18 protein-coding genes are annotated in these 20205 nt (G+C 51.0%); all 18 read left to right on the forward strand.

From position 1 onward, the window contains the following. Nucleotides 1–2232 (forward strand): bifunctional prephenate dehydrogenase/3-phosphoshikimate 1-carboxyvinyltransferase, encoded by a 2232-nt coding sequence (locus JQ845_RS07515; RefSeq protein ID WP_127195906.1) that lies wholly within the window; start codon nt 1–3, stop codon nt 2230–2232. Next, nucleotides 2232–2915: a (d)CMP kinase gene (gene cmk / locus JQ845_RS07520; protein ID WP_003447104.1), complete on the forward strand. Its 684-nt coding sequence runs from the start codon at nt 2232–2234 to the stop codon at nt 2913–2915. The genes JQ845_RS07515 and cmk overlap by 1 nt, the downstream gene beginning before the upstream one ends. A 122-nt stretch (nt 2916–3037) precedes the next feature. Further along, entirely contained in the window at nt 3038–4732 is a 1695-nt protein-coding gene (rpsA, locus tag JQ845_RS07525) for a 30S ribosomal protein S1 (protein ID WP_003447106.1), read from the forward strand. A gap of 177 nt (nt 4733–4909) precedes the next feature. Further along, nucleotides 4910–5116 (forward strand): hypothetical protein, encoded by a 207-nt coding sequence (locus JQ845_RS07530; protein ID WP_161718393.1) that lies wholly within the window; start codon nt 4910–4912, stop codon nt 5114–5116. Nucleotides 5117–5140: 24 nt separating this feature from the next. Further along, on the forward strand, nt 5141–5437 hold the full coding sequence (ihfB, locus tag JQ845_RS07535; RefSeq protein WP_003447108.1) for an integration host factor subunit beta: 297 nt from the start codon (nt 5141–5143) through the stop codon (nt 5435–5437). A 24-nt stretch (nt 5438–5461) separates the two neighbouring features. Beyond that, entirely contained in the window at nt 5462–5713 is a 252-nt protein-coding gene (locus tag JQ845_RS07540) for a LapA family protein (RefSeq protein WP_003447111.1), read from the forward strand. Between the two features lie 311 nt (nt 5714–6024). Then, entirely contained in the window at nt 6025–7302 is a 1278-nt protein-coding gene (locus tag JQ845_RS07545) for a Wzz/FepE/Etk N-terminal domain-containing protein (protein ID WP_203008825.1), read from the forward strand. 388 nt (nt 7303–7690) lie between these two features. Beyond that, complete coding sequence (locus JQ845_RS07550; RefSeq protein ID WP_003447115.1) at nt 7691–8800, forward strand: DegT/DnrJ/EryC1/StrS family aminotransferase; 1110 nt, start codon at nt 7691–7693, stop codon at nt 8798–8800. A gap of 334 nt (nt 8801–9134) precedes the next feature. Beyond that, entirely contained in the window at nt 9135–9860 is a 726-nt protein-coding gene (locus JQ845_RS07555) for a transposase (RefSeq protein ID WP_160627122.1), read from the forward strand. A gap of 66 nt (nt 9861–9926) precedes the next feature. Next, a complete protein-coding gene (locus tag JQ845_RS07560; RefSeq protein WP_236010194.1) occupies nt 9927–11429 on the forward strand; it encodes an oligosaccharide flippase family protein in 1503 nt (500 codons plus the stop codon). A 36-nt stretch (nt 11430–11465) separates the two neighbouring features. Beyond that, nucleotides 11466–12707, forward strand: a complete 1242-nt coding sequence (locus JQ845_RS07565; RefSeq protein ID WP_191985168.1) for a hypothetical protein — start codon at nt 11466–11468, stop codon at nt 12705–12707. Next, nucleotides 12704–13672 (forward strand): glycosyltransferase, encoded by a 969-nt coding sequence (locus JQ845_RS07570; protein ID WP_003447119.1) that lies wholly within the window; start codon nt 12704–12706, stop codon nt 13670–13672. The genes JQ845_RS07565 and JQ845_RS07570 overlap by 4 nt, the downstream gene beginning before the upstream one ends. Before the next feature lie 70 nt (nt 13673–13742). Then, entirely contained in the window at nt 13743–14447 is a 705-nt protein-coding gene (locus JQ845_RS07575; protein WP_010656177.1) for an NAD-dependent epimerase/dehydratase family protein, read from the forward strand. 13 nt (nt 14448–14460) lie between these two features. Further along, the gene (locus tag JQ845_RS07580) at nt 14461–15597 is read left to right on the forward strand and encodes a glycosyltransferase (RefSeq protein WP_003447121.1); all 1137 of its coding nucleotides are present in this window, start codon (nt 14461–14463) and stop codon (nt 15595–15597) included. 48 nt (nt 15598–15645) lie between these two features. Beyond that, nucleotides 15646–16680 carry a polysaccharide biosynthesis protein gene (locus JQ845_RS07585; RefSeq protein ID WP_003447122.1) on the forward strand — a complete coding sequence of 345 codons (1035 nt, stop codon included), beginning with the start codon at nt 15646–15648 and terminating at the stop codon, nt 16678–16680. 2 nt (nt 16681–16682) lie between these two features. Beyond that, complete coding sequence (gene wbjC / locus JQ845_RS07590; protein ID WP_010656176.1) at nt 16683–17801, forward strand: UDP-2-acetamido-2,6-beta-L-arabino-hexul-4-ose reductase; 1119 nt, start codon at nt 16683–16685, stop codon at nt 17799–17801. Nucleotides 17802–17823: 22 nt separating this feature from the next. Further along, entirely contained in the window at nt 17824–18954 is a 1131-nt protein-coding gene (gene wecB, locus JQ845_RS07595; RefSeq protein ID WP_010656175.1) for a non-hydrolyzing UDP-N-acetylglucosamine 2-epimerase, read from the forward strand. Between the two features lie 4 nt (nt 18955–18958). Beyond that, nucleotides 18959–20191, forward strand: coding sequence for a glycosyltransferase family 4 protein (locus tag JQ845_RS07600; RefSeq protein ID WP_003447125.1), 1233 nt, complete (start codon nt 18959–18961; stop codon nt 20189–20191). Nucleotides 20192–20205 lie beyond the last annotated feature (14 nt).

A 20205-nucleotide genomic window follows, 5' to 3' on the forward strand; every position in this document is an offset into this window, starting at 1 on the left:
ATGTCCTTGAAATCTGTAAAGCCTGTTGTGGGTCGGCTGGTGGTTGTCGGGCTCGGCCTGATTGGTGGCTCCTTTGCTAAAGGCATGCGCGAGAGCGGGTTGTGCGCTGAGGTGGTCGGAGTCGATCTGGACCCTGCGTCGCGCGCCCTGGCTGTAGAGCTGGGTGTGGTTGATCGCTGCGAAGCTGATCTGGCAGTCGCCTGCTGTGGTGCTGATGTCATCCAGCTGGCAGTGCCGATTCTGGCCATGGAGAAAGTGCTCGGGTTGCTGGCGGGCATGGATCTGGGGTCGGCCGTTCTGACTGATGTGGGGAGTGCCAAGGGCAATGTCGTGCGTGCTGCGACCCAGGCCTTTGGCGGCATGCCGCCACGCTTTGTTCCCGGGCACCCGATTGCCGGATCCGAGCAAAGTGGTGTCGAAGCCTCCAATGCGGTTCTGTTTGAGCGGCACAAGGTTATTTTGACCCCGGTGGCCGAAACCGACTCCGGGGCGCTGGCCCTGGTGGACACAATGTGGCGCGCTCTGGGGGCGGACGTCGAGCATATGCAGGTCGAACGCCATGACGAGGTGCTGGCTGCAACCAGTCATTTACCGCATCTGTTGGCATTCGGGCTGGTGGACTCTCTTGCCAAGCGCAATGAGAATCTGGATATCTTTCGTTACGCAGCGGGAGGTTTTCGCGATTTCACAAGAATCGCAGGAAGCGACCCGGTAATGTGGCATGACATTTTTCTCGCGAACCGCGAGGCGGTGTTACGTACATTGGATACATTTCGCAGTGATCTCGACGCCTTGCGCGATGCGGTCGATGCGGGAGATGGGCATCAATTGCTGGGCGTCTTTACCCGCGCCCGGGTTGCTCGCGAGCATTTCAGTAAAATCCTGGCCCGCCGGGCATATGTGGACCCTATGAATTCAAATGATCTGATTTTCCTGGCTGAGCCAGGTGGCAAGGTAACTGGCAAGATTCGCGTACCTGGTGACAAGTCCATTTCTCACCGTTCAATCATGCTTGGTTCTTTGGCTGAAGGTACAACCGAAGTCGAAGGTTTCCTTGAGGGCGAAGACGCTCTGGCAACCTTGCAGGCATTCCGTGACATGGGTGTGGTGATTGAAGGCCCGCATCATGGGCGCGTGACTATCCATGGTGTGGGGCTGCATGGCTTGAAAGCTCCGCCAGGCCCGATTTACCTGGGTAATTCCGGAACCTCGATGCGTCTGTTGTCGGGTTTGCTGGCTGCGCAGAGCTTTGATACGACCTTGACCGGCGATGCTTCGCTGACCAAGCGCCCGATGAATCGTGTGGCTAATCCGCTGCGCGAAATGGGGGCGGTGATTGAGACTGCTGCAGAAGGTCGTCCGCCGATGACTATTCGCGGCGGTCACGCGCTTAAAGGGATGGATTACACCCTGCCGATGGCCAGTGCCCAGGTCAAATCCTGCCTGCTGCTGGCGGGTTTGTATGCTGAAGGCAAGACCTCGGTCACTGAGCCGGCGCCAACCCGTGATCATACCGAGCGCATGCTGCGTGGCTTCGGCTACCCGGTCAGTGTCGAGGGTGCCACGGCTTCTGTTGAATCAGGCCACAAGCTCACGGCTACCCACATTGAAGTACCTGGCGATATTTCATCCTCGGCGTTCTTCCTGGTGGCCGCCTCGATTGCCGAAGATTCCGATCTGGTGCTCGAGCATGTCGGCATCAACCCGACCCGCACCGGCGTTATCGACATCTTGCGTTTGATGGGGGCGGATATCACCCTCGAGAACCAGCGCGAAGTGGGTGGCGAACCTGTAGCTGATTTGCGTGTGCGCGCAGCCAAGCTTAAAGGTATCGAGATTCCTGAAGAGCTGGTACCGCTGGCGATTGATGAATTCCCGGTACTGTTCGTGGCGGCGGCAGTGGCCGAAGGTCGCACGATCCTGCGCGGCGCTGAAGAACTGCGGGTCAAGGAGTCTGACCGGATTCAAGTCATGGCTGACGGCTTGCTGGCGCTGGGCGTGAAGTGTGAGCCAACTGCGGATGGCATCATTATCGATGGTGGCTCCATTGGTGGCGGGGAAGTTCATGGTCACGGTGACCACCGCATTGCGATGGCATTCAGCATCGCTTCTCTGCGGGCAACGGCTCCCATCCGTATTCACGACTGTGCCAATGTCGCGACTTCGTTCCCTAACTTCCTAGCCTTGTGCAAGCAGGTAGGCATTCGCGTAGCGCAAGAGGTGCAGTCGTGATGGTCCCGCCGGTTATCACTATCGACGGCCCAAGCGGTTCCGGCAAAGGCACCGTGGCTGGCAAGCTGGCCAAGAGCCTGGGCTGGAATCTGCTGGATTCCGGTGCCCTGTATCGTTTGCTGGCATTCGCTGCGAGCAATCATGGCGTTGCTCTGGATAACGAAGCCTTGCTCGAGAAACTTGCTGCGCATCTTGATGTGCAGTTCGTCGGAGCGACGGACGGCAAGCATGCGCGCATTATTCTGGAAGGTGATGACGTTACTCACGCGATTCGCAGTGAGACCGTTGCTGCCGGGGCTTCCAGAATTGCCGCCTTGCCGGCTGTTCGTGAGGCTTTGCTGCAGCGTCAGCGGGCATTTCAGGAACTTCCCGGTCTGGTTGCCGATGGTCGCGACATGGGAACTGTGGTGTTTCCGGACGCGCCGTTGAAGATATTTCTGACGGCTAGCGCGGAGGAACGTGCCCGTCGCCGTTACTTGCAGTTGAAGGCCAAGGGCGATGATGTTAGTCTCTCGGGTCTGCTAGATGAGATTCGTGCCCGCGATGAGCGTGATACGCAGCGTGCAATAGCCCCGCTTAAACCGGCGGCTGATGCAATACAGCTGGACTCCACGGAGTTGTCGATCGAGCAGGTGCTTGAAAGAATCATGAGTGAAATCGCCCTGCGCGATATCACTGGATGACCAAGAAAGCGTGCAGGAGACCAGAAATAGTCCTGCATGCCTTCTTTTATATGAACGTAACCCACATTGTCTGGAATGTGGCAGATGGGCGTATCCTTCGCCCTTGATCAACAGGAATTAAAATGAGCGAAAGCTTTGCAGAACTCTTTGAAGAAAGCCTAAAAACCCTGAATCTTCAGGCTGGCTCTATCATCACCGCTATCATCGTTGATATCGATTACCAAGCTGGTTGGGTAACCGTTCACGCTGGTTTGAAGTCTGAAGGCCTCATCCCGCTGGAACAGTTCCACAACGACGCTGGCGAACTGAACATCAACATCGGTGATGAAGTTCACGTTGCGCTGGACGCGGTCGAAGACGGCTTTGGCGAAACCAAGCTGTCCCGTGAAAAAGCCAAGCGCGCTGAATGCTGGATCGTTCTGGAAGCAGCCTTCGCAGCAGAAGAAGTTGTCAAGGGCGTTATCAACGGTAAGGTTAAAGGCGGCTTCACTGTCGACGTTAACGGCATCCGTGCGTTCCTGCCAGGTTCTCTGGTTGACGTTCGTCCAGTGCGCGATACTACGCACCTGGAAGGCAAAGAGCTGGAATTCAAGGTCATCAAGCTGGACCAGAAGCGCAACAACGTTGTTGTTTCGCGTCGTAGCGTGCTTGAAGCAGAGAACTCGGCCGAGCGTGAAGCTCTGCTGGAATCCTTGCAGGAAGGTCAGCAAGTTAAAGGTATCGTTAAAAACCTCACGGATTACGGCGCATTCGTCGATCTGGGCGGTGTTGACGGCCTGTTGCACATCACTGACATGGCCTGGAAGCGCATCAAGCATCCTTCCGAAATCGTCAACGTTGGCGACGAGATCGATGTCAAGGTTCTGAAGTACGATCGCGAACGCAATCGTGTTTCCCTGGGCCTGAAGCAGCTGGGCGAAGATCCATGGGTTGCTATCAAAGCCCGTTACCCAGAAGGCACTCGCGTTACCGCTCGTGTTACCAACCTGACCGACTACGGCTGCTTCGCTGAGCTGGAAGAAGGCGTTGAAGGTCTGGTACACGTTTCCGAAATGGACTGGACCAACAAAAACATCCACCCTTCGAAAGTCGTACAAGTCGGCGACGAAGTGGAAGTTATGGTTCTGGACATCGACGAAGAGCGTCGTCGTATCTCCCTGGGCATCAAGCAGTGCAAATCTAACCCATGGGAAGATTTCTCTGGCCAGTTCAACAAGGGCGATAAAATCTCCGGCACCATCAAGTCGATCACCGATTTCGGTATCTTCATTGGTCTGGACGGCGGCATCGACGGCCTGGTTCACCTGTCCGACATCTCCTGGAACGAAGTTGGCGAAGAAGCCGTACGTCGTTTCAAGAAGGGCGACGAGCTTGACACCGTTATCCTGTCTGTTGATCCAGAGCGTGAGCGCATCTCCCTGGGTATCAAGCAGCTGGAAAGCGATCCGTTCTCCGAGTACGTACAAGAGAACGACAAAGGCGCAATCGTTAAGGGCATCGTGAAAGAAGTTGACGCTAAAGGCGCCATCATCACTTTGGCTCCGGATATCGAAGCAACTCTGAAAGCCTCCGAAATCAGCCGTGACCGCATCGAAGATGCACGTAACGTTCTGAAAGAAGGCGAAGAAGTAGAAGCCAAGATCATCAGCGTTGATCGCAAAAGCCGCGTAATCCAATTGTCCATCAAGTCGAAAGACGTTGAAGACGAGAAGGAAGCAATTCAGAGCCTGCGCGACAAGCCAGCTACCTCTGAGCCTGCTGCTGGTCCGACCACTCTTGGCGACCTGCTTCGTGCACAAATGGAAAAACAGAACTAAGTTCTGATTTACCATAGAAAAAGGGCGACTTAGGTCGCCCTTTTTTGTGCCTGAAATTTGAGCTGGCCAGGATTGGCTCGCCAGCACAGCCCCGGCCCCGGGGGGTGGCCTGATACAGGCCTTATGGGGCAGCGCTATACGAGACGTATATGATTGTGGGATTCCTGAGCAGCAGGCTTGCAGCGTCGTCTGCAGCTGTCAGCGATCGGCAAAGCGAGGCTAAAGAGCCTGCGGCAGTGGTTATGGGTTCAAGGTGGCGGTCGCATGCCTGTTTTTCTGCTCTGCTGGCTGTTTGGCATCTATCTGATGCCTTTAAAGATAAGTCAATCCCTGGGCTGTTCAAACCCTTTCGATCATGCTAAAACCTTTGAAGCGCTGATCTAGCTGCTTGAAAAAGAAGGGAAAAATATGACGAAGTCGGAGTTGATCGAACGAATTGTCACCCATCAAGGGCTGCTTTCATCCAAGGATGTAGAGTTGGCTATCAAGACTATGCTTGAACAAATGTCACAGTGTCTGGCGACCGGGGATCGAATTGAGATCCGTGGCTTTGGCAGCTTCTCGCTGCACTATCGCGCGCCGCGTGTAGGCCGTAACCCAAAGACCGGCCAGTCTGTCAGCCTCGATGGCAAGTTTGTTCCTCATTTCAAGCCGGGCAAAGAGCTCCGGGATCGAGTTAATGAGGATGAGGAAGACGATATTTAATCCTTAAGGACCTAGGAGTTACTGATGCGTGACTTTAAACGTGCAGTGTTGGGGGTGTTCGCCCTGGCTGTTATTTTCGGGACTGTAATATTTATCCTCGAAAACCAGCAGCCTACCTCATTGATGTTTTTGGGGTGGCGTTCGCCTGAGTTGCCAGCATCGCTATTTTTTATCGGTGCCTTACTGCTTGGCATGCTCTTCGGCCCGGTATTGGGGTTTGTGGTCTATAAGCGAAAATCTGCGAAACTAAAACGCAGCCTGCTGGCCCATTCGTAGGCCTTTTTACATATTGAGTGTGTCTTAGCGCAGACAATGCGGCCGGGAGAGGGCTGCAGCGCAGGTTGAGAGCTCAAATGTAAATGGCACACTACAAAATTCATGTCGCGCCCCATAGATTTATTACACTTTGTCAGGCTTGTATAGTTTCGAGATACTGGCAAAATGCTTCAGATTCTCGATGTACAGTTATTTTTATGCTTCTTCAGGTGTGCATGAAGCTAAGGCCTGATGTTAGAAAGTTATATAAGCGCGTATGAAAATCGCTGCATAACGAGCCCGCAGTTTCTTTTAGAAGGCAGGTCTTGGTTGTGAGTAGTCTCTCCCGTATCCCGAATGCTCCTTCGTCCAATGAAGTGGATTTACTCCCTTTGTTTTTGATGGTCTGGCAGCAGAAAAAAATCATTCTTGCTACGGCTGCTCTCTTTGGTCTGGTTGCTTTGGGCTATGCCTATTTAAGTACGCCTGAATATCAGGTGAGTAGCGTTCTGCGCCCGGCAGCCATCAACGAGCTGGATGCACTCAATCGATCGGGTGTATACACCCTGCCTCCCAATGAGGCTCTGTTGAAAGTAGGGTCGTCGCTGGAGTCATACGATAATCGACTGGGTTTTTTCCGGAGCAATCAAGAGCTATTCACTCAATTCAAGCGTTCGGGGCGCACCCTTGAGCAAAGCTTCGAAGATTTCAATCGCAACTCGCTAAAGCTGATTTTTCCTGATTCTAAAAAAGCGGATTCCCAGAACGCTGCGATTAGCATGGAGTTGACATATCCCGGGGGAGTGGACGGGGTAAAGATCCTCAATGGCTTTGTCGATTACGCCATTGATGCAGAGCGTAAGCAAATTGCCGCTGACCTCAAGGTTATCGTCAATAACCGTTTGACCGAGCTAAAAGGCAAGCTGGACGCAGCCCGCTCCAGCTATGAGATAGACAAGGAGGCGCGCATCGCCGCCTTGAACGAAGCCGACAGCATAAAGCGTGCGCAATTGCAGGATGAGCTCAAGGCGTTGCGTCAGCAACTCAAGGTTGTGCGCACTGATCGTATGGCGCAACTGAGTGAGGCTATTGGCATCGCGAGGGCCTTGAATATTCAAAAGCCTACCACGCCCTCGGCGTTGGGTGATTCGGCTGGCACTCGCGGATCCAGTAGTATGCGAACCGAAATCAGCAATCAGCAAATCCCCTTGTATTTTATGGGTACAGAAGCGCTTGAAGCAGAACGGACCGTTCTGCAGCAGCGCAAAACTGACGATTTCACCGAGGGGCGCGTAGCCCAGATTGCCCGAGAGCTGCAACTGTTGCAAAGCAACCGTGAAGTTGAAGCTCTTAAGCAGCGTCAAAATGAAGACCTGTTCTTAAGTGGTGTAGAGCCGTTGCGCGCTGAAATTGTGCGTTTGGGGAATTTGAGTAACCTCGATAGCAGCAACATGAAGTTGGTCTCAATCGATCGCAAAGCCCTGGAGCCAATGCAGCCAGTCAAACCCAGGAAGGCTTTGCTCATACTGTTGGGTTTGTTGCTGGGTGGCATGCTTGGCGTGTTGATTGTTTTGGTCAGGTACTTTGTGGCTACGCGTCAGCAGGGGTGACCCTGAAGGGTTCGCTCCGTTAGCGGACACATAAGGCAATGGGAAAGTCCTGCAAAACGATCAGCACTAATGCAGTTTTTGGTAGATGATTATCAGGGCGGTTTTATGGGGTATTTACCGATATTTGTGGCCATGAGAAAGCAAGCCGCTGGCTACTTAAAGTGGCTTCAGAAGTGTTGCGTTTGGTCTCTTAAAGCGCGATTAGTTTTGTTCAGGTGCTTACATCAATGTCAGCCTGTGCGATGATTAAATTTTACGTTGCAAATGTATTTATGCCCTTTTGGCGGGGCTTGCCCTAGGCAAGGCCACACTGGTGCTTTCGGTAGTGAAATCAGCCCTGTAAAAATCATCACGGAACGCATCCGTTATTGTTTGTCGAGGAATCGAAATGAGTCAAAAGCCGGTATTCGTCACACAGCCTTATCTTCCTCCTCTGGAAGAGTTCCTTCCCTATCTTGAAGAAATCTGGTCTAACAAGATTCTGACAAACTGCGGGCCGATGCATCAAGAGTTGGAGCGGCAGCTGTGCGAGTACCTGGGTGTTGAGCACATTGCGTTGTTTAATAATGGCACCATTGCTCTTTTGACGGCCCTGCAATCTTTGCGTGTGGCTGGAGAGGTAATTACAACGCCTTATTCCTTTGTGGCAACGGCACACTCGCTGTTGTGGAATGGCATCAAGCCTGTATTTGTTGATATTGATCCAACCACATTGAATATGGATCCTGCCAAGATTGAGGCTGCAATCACTCCGCAAACCACCGCGATCATGCCTGTGCACTGCTATGGTCATCCCTGCAATGTAGACGCCATTCAGAAAATCGCAGATGCCTATAACATCAAAGTTATTTATGATGCCGCGCATGCATTTGGTGTTAAGGATGCGGGGGGGAGCATCCTGCGTCACGGAGACTTAAGTGTGCTGAGCTTTCATGCCACAAAGGTGTTCAACACTTTTGAGGGAGGCGCCATTGTTTGCCCTGATGCAAAAACAAAACAACGTATCGATCATTTGAAAAACTTTGGTTTTGTTGATGAGGTGACCGTTGTTGCTCCAGGAATCAACGGCAAAATGAGTGAGGTGAACGCCGCATTTGGCTTGCTTCAGTTGAAGTACATAGACACTGTTATTGCTGAGCGTGGCGACATCGATAAATGTTACCGGCGTGAGCTTGAGGGCGTTCGTGGCATTACAGTAATTGAAGAGTCAGGCCAAAAATCTGCAAACTTCTCATACTTCCCAATTCTTGTAGGGCCGGAATACCCCCTGACTCGCGATGAGCTGTATCAGAAGCTTAAAGATAACAACTTTTTTTCCCGCCGTTATTTCTACCCGCTGATAAGTGAGTTTCCGATGTATCGCGGGATGCTCTCAGCCAGCCCTAAAAATCTCCCTGTGGCAACTGCGATGGCTCTGAAAGTATTGTGCCTGCCCATTTATGCTGGCATCACGGAAGAACAACAGATGGAGATTATTTCGGTAATCAAGGACATCTAGAATCTTAAGTGCTCACCAATAAATTAGGTTATTGTGTTATCTCGCGTCGATGCTCTGATGATTTGGTCTCACGTGAAGCACGGGCCCTTACAGTTGTCTGAGGAGGATATCCTCAAGCTGAGAGGGATCGTTCACAAAGGGAAAAAATTGGCGCGGTTGGGGTCTGGCTGAAACCCTGTGACGACATGCCCGCGTGGGCTCGGTAAAAGTGGTGGCCGAAGGCCGGGGGGTAACCTGAACCGGCTATGAACGTTGTCAATAATGGTTCGGCAAAGGTTTTTTGGGGCTGTTTGATGTGCACCGCTAAGGTGCTCCTGGCAAGCTGGCGGACTATATGACGACCATTGATGAGTGGGCGAAAACAAGCCCTTTGAGCGCCAGTGAGGTGCATCACCGCCTAGTTGAAGAAATCGACATTGCGGTGCGCTTGAATCCCGAGAAAGCGCTCTTAAACATCTCGAGATCGCCCGCAAACGTAGCCGTTACAGCCATTGAAAACCGTGACCCACAGGCTTTCGCCAGGAGCGGTGAAGAGCTTGAGCAACTGATTTGGAAGGCCCAAGAAGGAGAAATTGAATTGGTTTACATGGATGAAACGGACTTCTCTTTGTCATCGTCGGTGCGCAGCGTCTGGATTTGGCGCGGCAAGCCCCGCAACCCTCTGCTAAAGAAAGCAGGCCGTCTCAACGTCATGGCGGCAATACTGAGTTCTGGTGGGTTTTACTTGTTGTGGGCTTGGGGAGCGATGGCATCGCTAGCTTTTGCTGGCTTGTTGAGTCAGTTGAAAATGCGCACATCCATGTCTCCAGTCGTGGTGCTGGACAACGCCTTAACGCATGCGGCGAGAGCGGTGTCGGAGCGGTTCCAGCTTCTTGAGTTCAAAAGGCTGTCCCATGACTTCTTGCCTCATTATTTCCCAGAGCTAAATCGGGTCAAGATACGCTGGGGCAAGATAACGTATGCATGGCTGACTATTCGAAAACATACACGGACAGAGCCACAAAGCTCGCTTGATTGTATCCAGTTCGGATTTAGCAAAGATTACAAGCTGACTTTTTGATGACCGCTTAAGCGCTCAGCTCAGGTTTGCAACGAATAATATTATCTTATGCGGAAGGTTGCTGGGTTGAGCTTAAAATTAAACATTCTCGCGGGTTACGCTAGCCAGATTTACGTGACCTTGGTCGGCATCGCGATTCTGCCTCTCTATATAAAATATATGGGGGCGGAAGCGTATGGGCTGGTCGGCTTTTTCACGATGTTACAGGCTTGGTTTACTCTGCTGGATATGGGCTTGACGCCCACCATCAGCCGCGAAACTGCCCGGTTCAAGGCTGGTGCTATCAGTTCTTTGGCATACCGCCAGCTATTTCGTGCGCTGAGCAGTATCTTTTTTGGTATCGCTCTTGTCGGTGGTGGGGTGCTGATGTTGTTGTCAGCACATATAGCGGATAGCTGGTTGAAGGTTCAGACCCTGTCTCAATTTGAGGTGCAGACAGCTCTGCAAATCATGGCTGTAAGTGTCGCTATGCGCTGGCTCGGCGGGCTGTACAGAGGCGTGATTACTGGGGCAGAACATATTGTCTGGCTAAGTGCCTACAGTGTGGTTTTAGCCACACTGCGTTTCGTAATTGTGTTGCCCGTCATGTGGTATTTTGGTTACACACCTCTGGTGTTTTTCACTTATCAGCTAGCGGTCGCGCTGCTTGATACGTTAGGCATGTGGCTTAAGACGCTGACGCTGCTACCTCCGTTGGATAAAAGCGTGGAGGCGATCGGGTGGTCACTTGGGCCTGTAAAGCCGGTATTGAAATTTTCCATTGCCATTGCCTTTACATCATCTGTTTGGATACTTGTAACCCAGACAGATAAATTAATCTTATCAAGTATTCTACCCTTGTCCGATTACGGGCATTTCACAATGGCAGTATTGGTCGCTAGCGGCATTATGGTTGTGAGTGGTCCGATAAGTGGTGCGATCATGCCCCGTATGGCCAGGCTTTACACCGAAGGGAAACTCGATGAGCTGGTGCTGGTTTACCGCAATGCTACTCAGTTAGTGAGTATTCTTGCGGGTACGGCTGCGATAACCTTGGTCTTCTGTGCGGAGCCTTTATTGGCCGCATGGACCGGTGACGCCGTTCTCGCAAAACAGATAGCACCGATCCTGAAGCTCTATGCCGTCGGTAACGGTTTAATGGCGGTAGGTGCATTTCCCTATTACCTTCAATACGCCATCGGCAACCTCAAATACCATTTAATTGGAGCTGCCGGGATGGTGGTGGTATTGATCCCTAGTGTTATCGTTGCCGCGAATATGTATGGTGGTTTAGGAGCTGGTTTTGTATGGCTTTTGATGAACCTGTTATTTTTGCTCGGTTGGGTTGCTTATGTTCATTATAAAATGATGCCGGGAATGCACGTTGGTTGGTTGTGGGGCGACATTGTGAAAGTGGTTGCGCCAGGTGTGGCAGTGGCTTTGTTGGTGAGTCAAGTTGGATTTGACACTAGCGGATTGCTCAACGGACTTCTCTATAGCCTGTTTTTAGGCGGCGCTGTCTTGTGCGCAATTATGGTGTTTTCCTATTACGTTTTTCCTCTGACCTTGCTCAAGAAAGTAAGGGGCTGACCAATGGTTTTTCTACCTTTTTTTATAGTGCTGATAATGTTTCTGGTCTACCAAGTAAAAAATAGATTTTACTTTGGTGTGGTGAGTTACTTACTAAGCATCTATCTGGCATCTTTTTTTTGCTCTATTGTTCTCAGTGAGGCCTTCGATTATTCCAAGAGCTTTAATCTTGATACGGAGGCGGTGCTCTATTTTTCTGCACTTGTTTTTGTTCTTTTGTCGGGGTTTACAATCTTCAAGGATGCTGAGGTTGAATGTATTTCGCTTGATAATTTCAGGGCGCTGAAGATTATCGAGTGGTTAATGATTCCATTGTCGCTTTTCGCTCTGTTATTTTTTGCGATGAGCGCCGCTATCGCGTTGGCTGGAGACGTTGAGTCAAACCGTAATATGATCGCCGCTGGCGGCGTTTCATATGTTGAGCAATACGGAGTGATCAATACAATTTGTTCATTGATCGCGAACCTGTTCCTGCTGAATATGTTATTTGCGTTTTTGAATCTTTCTGAAGGCTATCCTGGGAGCAGGCTGAAAGCGTTTGTGCACTTGTTCTGCAGTACCGTATATATATTTTATATATTGTCTTATGTCGGGCGTGACGGTTTTGTGTACTGGGCCATGTCGCTGGGTTTTTTTCTGTTGTTTTTTCGAGGGTTTATGCCCAAGAGAAACATACTGCTGCTAGTAGTGTGTGCGGCAAGCCTGGCTGTTCCGGCACTGTTGGTATTTATTAAAATTACGATGTCACGCTTTGGTGGAGAGGGTTCCTCCGAAGTGCTGGGAGCGCTGCTCGACTATGCGGGGCAGCAGGTCTTTCACTTCAGTGAGCACTACCTGGTCGATGCACCACCGTTAGGTGGCAAGATGGATTTTGCACCGGTCAGCGTACTGAAAGCAGCGTTATTTGGTGAGGTTTATGAGCCCTTTGATCGTGAGGCATGGTTTGCCATTTATTTGGACAAGGGCGTCACTCCCTGGGTGTTCACGACAGTAATCGGCTCTTTCCTGCACGATTTTGGCCGCATTGGTTGTGTTGTAGCGATTGTGCTTATATTTTTGCTGGTTCGGACATTGCTTTACCGTGCCAAGGTCAGTGGCATTTTCAAATTGTCTGAACTCATTATGTTTATTTTGATGTTTCAGATTGTTTCGTGGGGTGTGTTTTACTATCGGCAATATTCAGCATTCTTTTATATTGTTGCGATGCTGCTTTTATTCTTGTTTTTCAAACTTTCGGGTGGGACGAGGACCTTGTTGATATTTAAGGTGGCGAAATGAGTATGGCATCCAAGCCTGTCGTTAGCGTTGTATGTGTTGTTTATAATCAAGAACAATACATTTCGCAGGCGATTGAGTCGTTTTTATGTCAGGAGACCAATTTTTGTTATGAGATTGTTATTCATGACGATGCCTCGACTGACCGTACACCTGATGTGATCAACCGGTACTGCGAACAATACCCGGGCAGAATAAAGTATGTAAGGCAGCCCAAAAACGTCTATTCCCAAGGGGCGCGAATTTTTGATACCGCCATCGCCTTTTCCTCGGGGGAGTTTGTTGCTCTTTGTGAGGGTGATGACTTTTGGACGGACCCGAAAAAGTTGCAGCTTCAATATGATTACCTGGTGGCCAACCCTGACATGGGCGCAGTGTTCGGTGATGCAAATGTTTATTACCAGGCATCGGGAGTGACCCTGTTTGCCCACGACCGCTCCCGTGGGGTAGTGCCGCCGGCAGGATGGGTCAAGGAGTCGCTGCTGAGAGCAAATCCCTACAAAACATGTACAGTCATGTTGCGACGCGAAGCCGTGCAGGGCTATGCGGTTCACGCTAGCAGGCTACAGGCTAAAATGGATGACTATGTGGCGTGGCTCCATATTGCCGGACATTACAGGATAGGCTATTTGCCAGAAGTATTGGGCACCTACCGGGTACTCGAACAGAGTGCTTCGCATTTTTCAGAAGGAAAGGGCAAGCTCCGATTCGAGAGAAGCGCTTATAAAGTATCGACTTATTTTTGTGATCGATACGGAAGTGCTCTGCCCAGAAACGTGTTGAGGTCCGGCTACTCCTTTAATATGTTCATGTATTTTTGCAGGGCTAGAAAGTTCAAGGCGGCTCTGGGCTATGTCTATTGTTCAGCGGAGTTCTTCCGGTTACTTTGGGCTGGGGTATACCGTGCCGTATGGAGAAAAGCCAAACGGCTACGCGGTGGCGTAGACCGTAGCAGAGTGACGCAGTGATGCACGCGGTGTCGAAGGTGGCGTTCGGTAACGGCATATATTTAGATTGCCAAACTTCGTGGGGTGGCATGTGAAAAAAGTGATAGGTGGTGGCCTTCTTGCGAAGAGCTTTTCTGGCCTTGGTTTCTCTGCCGATTGCCTTATTCTTGCTTCTGGGGTTTCCAATTCAGCGGAGCAACGGGCGTCCGAGTTCCGCCGCGAGTTTGAGCTTGTGCGGAATCAGATTGAAGATAATCCAATGTTGCCTGTAGTTTATTTCTCTACCTGCAGCGTTTATCAGAAAAAGCAGACACCCTACACGCGTCATAAACTGGAAATGGAAGAGTACGTCTCGAAGCATGCGGATTCGTTTTATATTTACCGATTACCGCAGGTGGTAGGTGTCGTAAAAAATCTTACGCTGATCAGTTATTTGGTGAATGCGGTTCTTGATGGTGAAACGGTTACCGTTCAGAAGTATGCAAAAAGAAATCTCCTGGATATCAAGGACGTTGTAAGGCTTTCTCACTATCTTATTGAAAATAAGATAGGGTGTAACACTATTCAAAACCTGGCGTCGATTGCGGCTGTTCCAATTGCAGATATTTTGTCTGAGGTCTCGAGCATTCTGGGTGTAAGTGCGCGCTCAAATGTGGTTGAACTGGGTGAGAGCTATGATATTTCTGTTGATTTCATCATCGAGCAATTTGGCAAGGCTGACCCAGTTTTGAGTGACAACTACTGGACACAAGTGCTGCGCAGCTACGTACCACTGCTTTCAAAGGGAACTGATTGATGGGATATCCTCTATGACAAATCCAAGTGCCCCCAAGATTCTGATCAATTGCTCCAACTTGCACGTTGGGGGGGCGGTTGCAGTGGCATCGTCATTTATTGATTGTCTCAGCCGATTTGAGGACGTTCGCGCAGACATATCGTTGCTGATTTCTTCGCTGGTCCTGAAAAATCTTAATTCATTGGGGACCGATACCTCGATTTTCAAGAGTGTGATAGTGCTGGATTGCTACGGAATTAAATCGCTGTGGCAGGGCGTCGATAAACACTTTATCGGCCAGGATGTTGTATTTACTGTGTTCGGCCCGTCCTATTTTTTGTTTAAACGTACCCATCACTTATTTGGATTTGCTCAGCCGTCTATTATTTATCCGAATAATTCGATGACTGAGCGAATGGGCTTGATACCGCGCCTAAAGCTAAAGGCAAAGTTCAAGCTGCAGGAGTTGTTTTTTTCGCGAGCTGATCAGTTTGTCGTAGAGCTTGAGCATGTGAAAGTGGGGCTTGAGAAGTTGTACTTCTTTCAGGGTAAGCCGATCGATGTTGTATATAGTACGGTGGACTCGGTATTCAGTCAGCCTGAGCGCTGGCAGCCGGTGGCCATTCCCGATACGACGTCTATCAAGCTTGGTATCATCTCGCGCAACTACCCGCACAAGAATCTGGCTTGCCTGCCGATGTTGAAACAGGTACTGCGCGAGCGCCATTCTCTTGCTGTTGATTTTTTTGTGACGTTCCCCGAGCAGGAGTGGAAGCAATGTACGCCATTTTTCAGGGCGAATATCGTCAACGTAGGTCCCTTGACTCTCACTCAGTGTCCAAGTTTCTACACCGCGATGGACGGAGTTATTTTTCCGAGCCTGCTGGAGTGCTTTTCTGCTGTGCCGATCGAAACCATGATGATGAAACGGCCGCTTTTTGCTTCTGATCTGCCCTTTATCAGGGACTGTTGCCATGAGCATGCACACTATTTTGATCCGCTGAACGTTGATGCCATGGCTGACGTAATCGCTGACTATTACTCAGCTTTGCCAGCAGCACACGAAAAACCGCTTGCAGATGCTTACGACTTTGTCCAAGGCTACCCGGGGCCGAATCAGCGGGCCCAAGCGTATCTTGATCTTGTGCTCAAAGCTGCAGCGCAGCGTTAACAACATTAATACCTATTTTGATATTTTTACCGAATTCGGGGGATGTATATGTTTAAAGATAAAACCCTTTTGATTACCGGTGGGACCGGCTCGTTCGGGAACGCTGTTCTCAAGCGCTTTCTCGATGGTGATATCGGCGAAATTCGTATCTTCAGCCGGGACGAGAAAAAGCAAGACGACATGCGCAAGCGTTATGCAAGTTCGAAGCTGAAGTTTTACATTGGTGATGTCAGAGACTATCAAAGTGTCCTTAACGCCACGCGTGGTGTTGACTTCATTTATCATGCCGCCGCTCTCAAGCAGGTTCCATCCTGTGAGTTTCACCCGATGGAAGCTGTCAAAACCAACGTTATCGGCACCGATAACGTTCTTGAAGCTGCTATCCAGAACCAGGTCAGCCGGGTCGTGTGCCTTAGCACCGACAAAGCGGTTTACCCGATCAATGCCATGGGTATTTCCAAGGCAATGATGGAAAAGGTGATGGTTGCCAAGTCGCGGAACGTCGATGAGAAAAAAACCGTCATCTGCGGGACACGCTACGGTAACGTGATGGCGTCCCGTGGCTCGGTTATTCCGTTGTTTATCGAGCAGATCCGTGCCGGTAAGTCTCTGTCGATTACCGATCCGAACATGACACGCTTCATGATGACGCTTGCTGACGCCGTGGATCTGGTTCTCTATGCCTTTGAGCATGGCAACAACGGTGATCTGTTCGTGCAAAAAGCACCCGCTGCGACGGTTGAGACACTCGCCCATGCATTGACGGATCTTCTGGGCAAGCCAGACCATCCGGTGCAGATCATCGGTACTCGTCACGGCGAAAAGTTGTACGAAGCGCTGTTGAGTCGCGAAGAAATGGCCTGCGCCGAAGATCGCGGTGATTACTTCCGTGTACCGCCAGACCTGCGTGATCTCAACTACAGCAAGTTTGTTGAAGAGGGCGAAGAAAAGATCTCCCGCACCGAAGACTATAACTCGCACAATACCCAGCGCCTGGATATTGAGGGTATGCAGAAGTTGCTGTTGAAGCTTGACTTCATGCGCGCCATCCAGCGCGGCGAGCATGCTACGCCCGAGGAGTGATCATGAAAGTTCTTATCACAGGTGCGAACGGGTTCGTCGGTAAAAATTTGACCGTCCATTTAGGCGAACGCCAGGACGTCGAGGTTTTTCGTTTTTCCCGGGAAAATGACCCCCAGGAGCTGGCTCCACTGGTAGCACAGGTTGATTTTGTATTTCACCTGGCAGGTGTGAACCGTCCGCAGGATCCAGAAGAATTCAAAACCGGGAATGCTGATCTGACCCGTGAGTTGGCAGAGGCGATTGCCGCCAGTGGCCGCAAGATCCCTCTGATCTATACCTCGTCGATCCAGGCAGCCCAGGATAATGCCTATGGTTCAAGCAAGCGTGCTGCCGAAGAGGCATTGAACAAGCTCGCTGCCGAGCACGGCTCGCCTGTGTACCTGTTCCGTTTGCCTAATGTCTTTGGTAAATGGGCGCGTCCGAACTATAACTCTGCGGTCGCCACTTTTTGCCATAACATCGCCCGTGGGCTGCCTGTACAGATCAACGATCCCGGCGCAAGTATTACGCTTGTCTATATCGATGATGTAATCAGGAGCTTTATTTCGGTGATGGACGGGCTGGTCGTGCCGGCGCCATTCAACGAAGTGGTGCCGCAGTATCAGATTACGGTCGGAGAACTTTCGCAGCAGTTGCAAGCTTTCCGCGACAGTCGTGGCACTTTGATCACCGAGCGTGTGGGAACGGGCCTGACTCGTGCTCTGTACTCTACCTACCTCAGCTACCTGCCTCCGGAAAGCTTTACCTATGAGGTGCCTAAATATGGTGATCCTCGTGGTGAGTTTGTGGAAATGCTCAAAACCCCTGATGCCGGGCAGTTTTCATTTTTTACCGCCCATCCGGGTGTCACGCGGGGCGGGCACTATCACCATTCCAAGACTGAAAAGTTCCTGGTCATCCGTGGTGAAGCCTGCTTCAGATTCAGGCATATCGTTTCCGGCGAGTTTTATGAGCTGTTCACCGATGGCGTGAAACCGGTCATTGTTGAAACGGTACCTGGATGGACGCACGACATCACGAATGTGGGTGAAGGCGAAATGATAGTCATGCTTTGGGCAAATGAAATTTTTGACCGGGAGCATCCTGATACTTACGCCTTGGCGGTCGGTACGCAGGCTTGAGGGGAAGAGGCGGAGAATGAACATGAAGCAGATGAAAGTTGTAACTGTTGTAGGTACTCGACCGGAGATTATCCGTCTGTCGCGCGTGATGGCGGCCTTGGACGAGCATTGTGAGCATATTCTGGTCCACACGGGCCAGAACTATGACTACGAACTCAATCAGATTTTTTTTGATGATCTTGGTATTCGTAAACCGGATTTCTTCCTCAATGCAGCAGGTGCCAGCGGTGCGGAAACGATCGGTAATGTGATCATTGCAGTCGATCGGGTACTGGCAGAAGTGAGCCCTGAGGCACTCTTGGTGCTTGGGGACACTAACAGCTGCATGGCTGTTATTCCTGCCAAACGTCGCAAGATTCCTACGTTCCATATGGAAGCCGGTAATCGTTGTTTTGATATGCGCGTTCCGGAAGAGATCAACCGCCGCATTGTTGACCACACCGCGGATATCAACCTGACGTATAGCACCATTGCGCGTGATTACCTGTTGCGTGAAGGTTTGCCGCCAGACATGGTCATCAAGACCGGTAGCCCGATGTTTGAAGTACTTCAATACTATCGCCCGGGTATTGAAGCGTCTGATGTACTTGAGCGCCTGGGTCTTGAAGCCGGCAAGTTTTTTGTGGTCAGCGCACACCGTGAAGAGAATATCGATTCCGATAAGAACTTCCTGAAGCTGGTGGATGTGTTGAACGAGGTCGCCGCACATTTCGGGTACCCGGTAATCGTTTCAACCCACCCTCGCACGCAAAAACGCGTTGACGCGCTGGGCATCACATTTCATGAAAATGTGCGTTTGCTCAAGCCCTTGGGCTTCAAGGATTACAACAAGCTGCAACTGGAGTCCAAGGCAGCACTGTCTGACAGCGGTACCATCAATGAAGAATCGTCGATTCTCAACTTCCCGGCCCTGAACCTGCGCGAAGCCCATGAGCGTCCAGAGGGTATGGAAGAGGCGGCGGTGATGATGGTTGGCCTGGAAGTGGAGCGTGTAATGCAGGGCCTGCAGTTGCTCGACAGCCAGGAGCGCGGGACTGACCGTACGTTGCGTCTTGTCGCAGATTACAGCATGCCAAACGTTGCCGCTAAAGTGGTTCGAATCATTCACAGCTATCGTGATTATGTGATGCGTGTAGTCTGGAAAAGGTATTAATTAAATGGCAGTCCGTGTTTTGCTTTTGACTCAGTGGTTCGATCCAGAACCCACATTCAAGGGATTGGTTTTTGCACGAGAGCTGGTGAAGCAGGGATTTGACGTCGAGGTGGTTACCGGATTTCCCAACTACCCAGGCGGCAAGATTTATCCTGGCTTCAAGATGCGCTTGATTCAGAAAGAAGTAATTGATGGAGTCAAGGTTACACGGCTGCCTTTATACCCAAGTCATGGTCAAAGTGGTTTGGGCAGGGTCGCGAACTATATAAGCTTTGCGGCCACAAGTTTATTCTACGGTTTGTTTGGTGCAAAACGGCCGGATGTGATCTACGCCTATCATCCGCCGTTGACGGTGGGTATTGCCGCCGTGTTCATCAGGTTTTTTCGCCGTGTGCCAGTGGTCTATGACATTCAGGACATGTGGCCTGATACGTTGCGGGCAACGGGGATGTTTTCAAACGAAAAGGCATTGAATGTCGTTTCAAAAGTATGTGATTGGGTCTATCGCCATGTTGATCAAGTCGTGGTTCTGTCGCCGGGCTTCAAGCGTCTGCTGATCGAGCGTGATGTGCCCGAAAAGAAAATCGAGGTTATTTATAACTGGTGCGCCGAAGATCAGATTACGGCAAGCACCCACCAGGTTCCGGACGGTTTTCCCGACGCATCGCGCTTTCGTGTGCTTTTTGCCGGGAATATGGGGAAAGCCCAGGCACTCGATTCGGTGCTCGATGCGGCCAAAATTTTGCAGTTGCGCGACAAGGCCATGGTTTTCGTATTTCTGGGTGGCGGTGTCGAAGTCAAGCGCCTGGAGCAAAGGGTGAGCGATGAGGGGTTGAATAATGTGGTGTTCCTGCCGGCGGTTTCCATGGCGCAGGTCGGCAACTACCTGAGCAGCGCGGATGCGTTGCTGGTCCACCTTAAAAAAGACCCATTGTTTACTATCACCATTCCCTCCAAGACGCAGGCGTACATGGCAGTGGGCAAGCCGTTGCTGATGGGTGTGGATGGTGATGCGGCGGACCTGGTCAACCAAAGCGGATGTGGCCATATTGCACAATCACAAGATCCTGATTCATTGGTTGATGCGGTTGATAAACTCATGAACGCCACACCCGCCGAGCGCGCTGCGATGTCCGAGAACGGGCGTGATTTCTATCGCGCCAATTTGTCCTTGCGCAAGGGTGTCGAAAGTTTTGCAGTGATCTTCAAGCGACTGGCCGGGAAGCGTGGTCAGTGACAGCCTTGGAAGTT

The organism is Pseudomonas paraversuta (assembly GCF_904063065.1).
Classification (GTDB): Bacteria; Pseudomonadota; Gammaproteobacteria; order Pseudomonadales; family Pseudomonadaceae; genus Aquipseudomonas; species Aquipseudomonas paraversuta.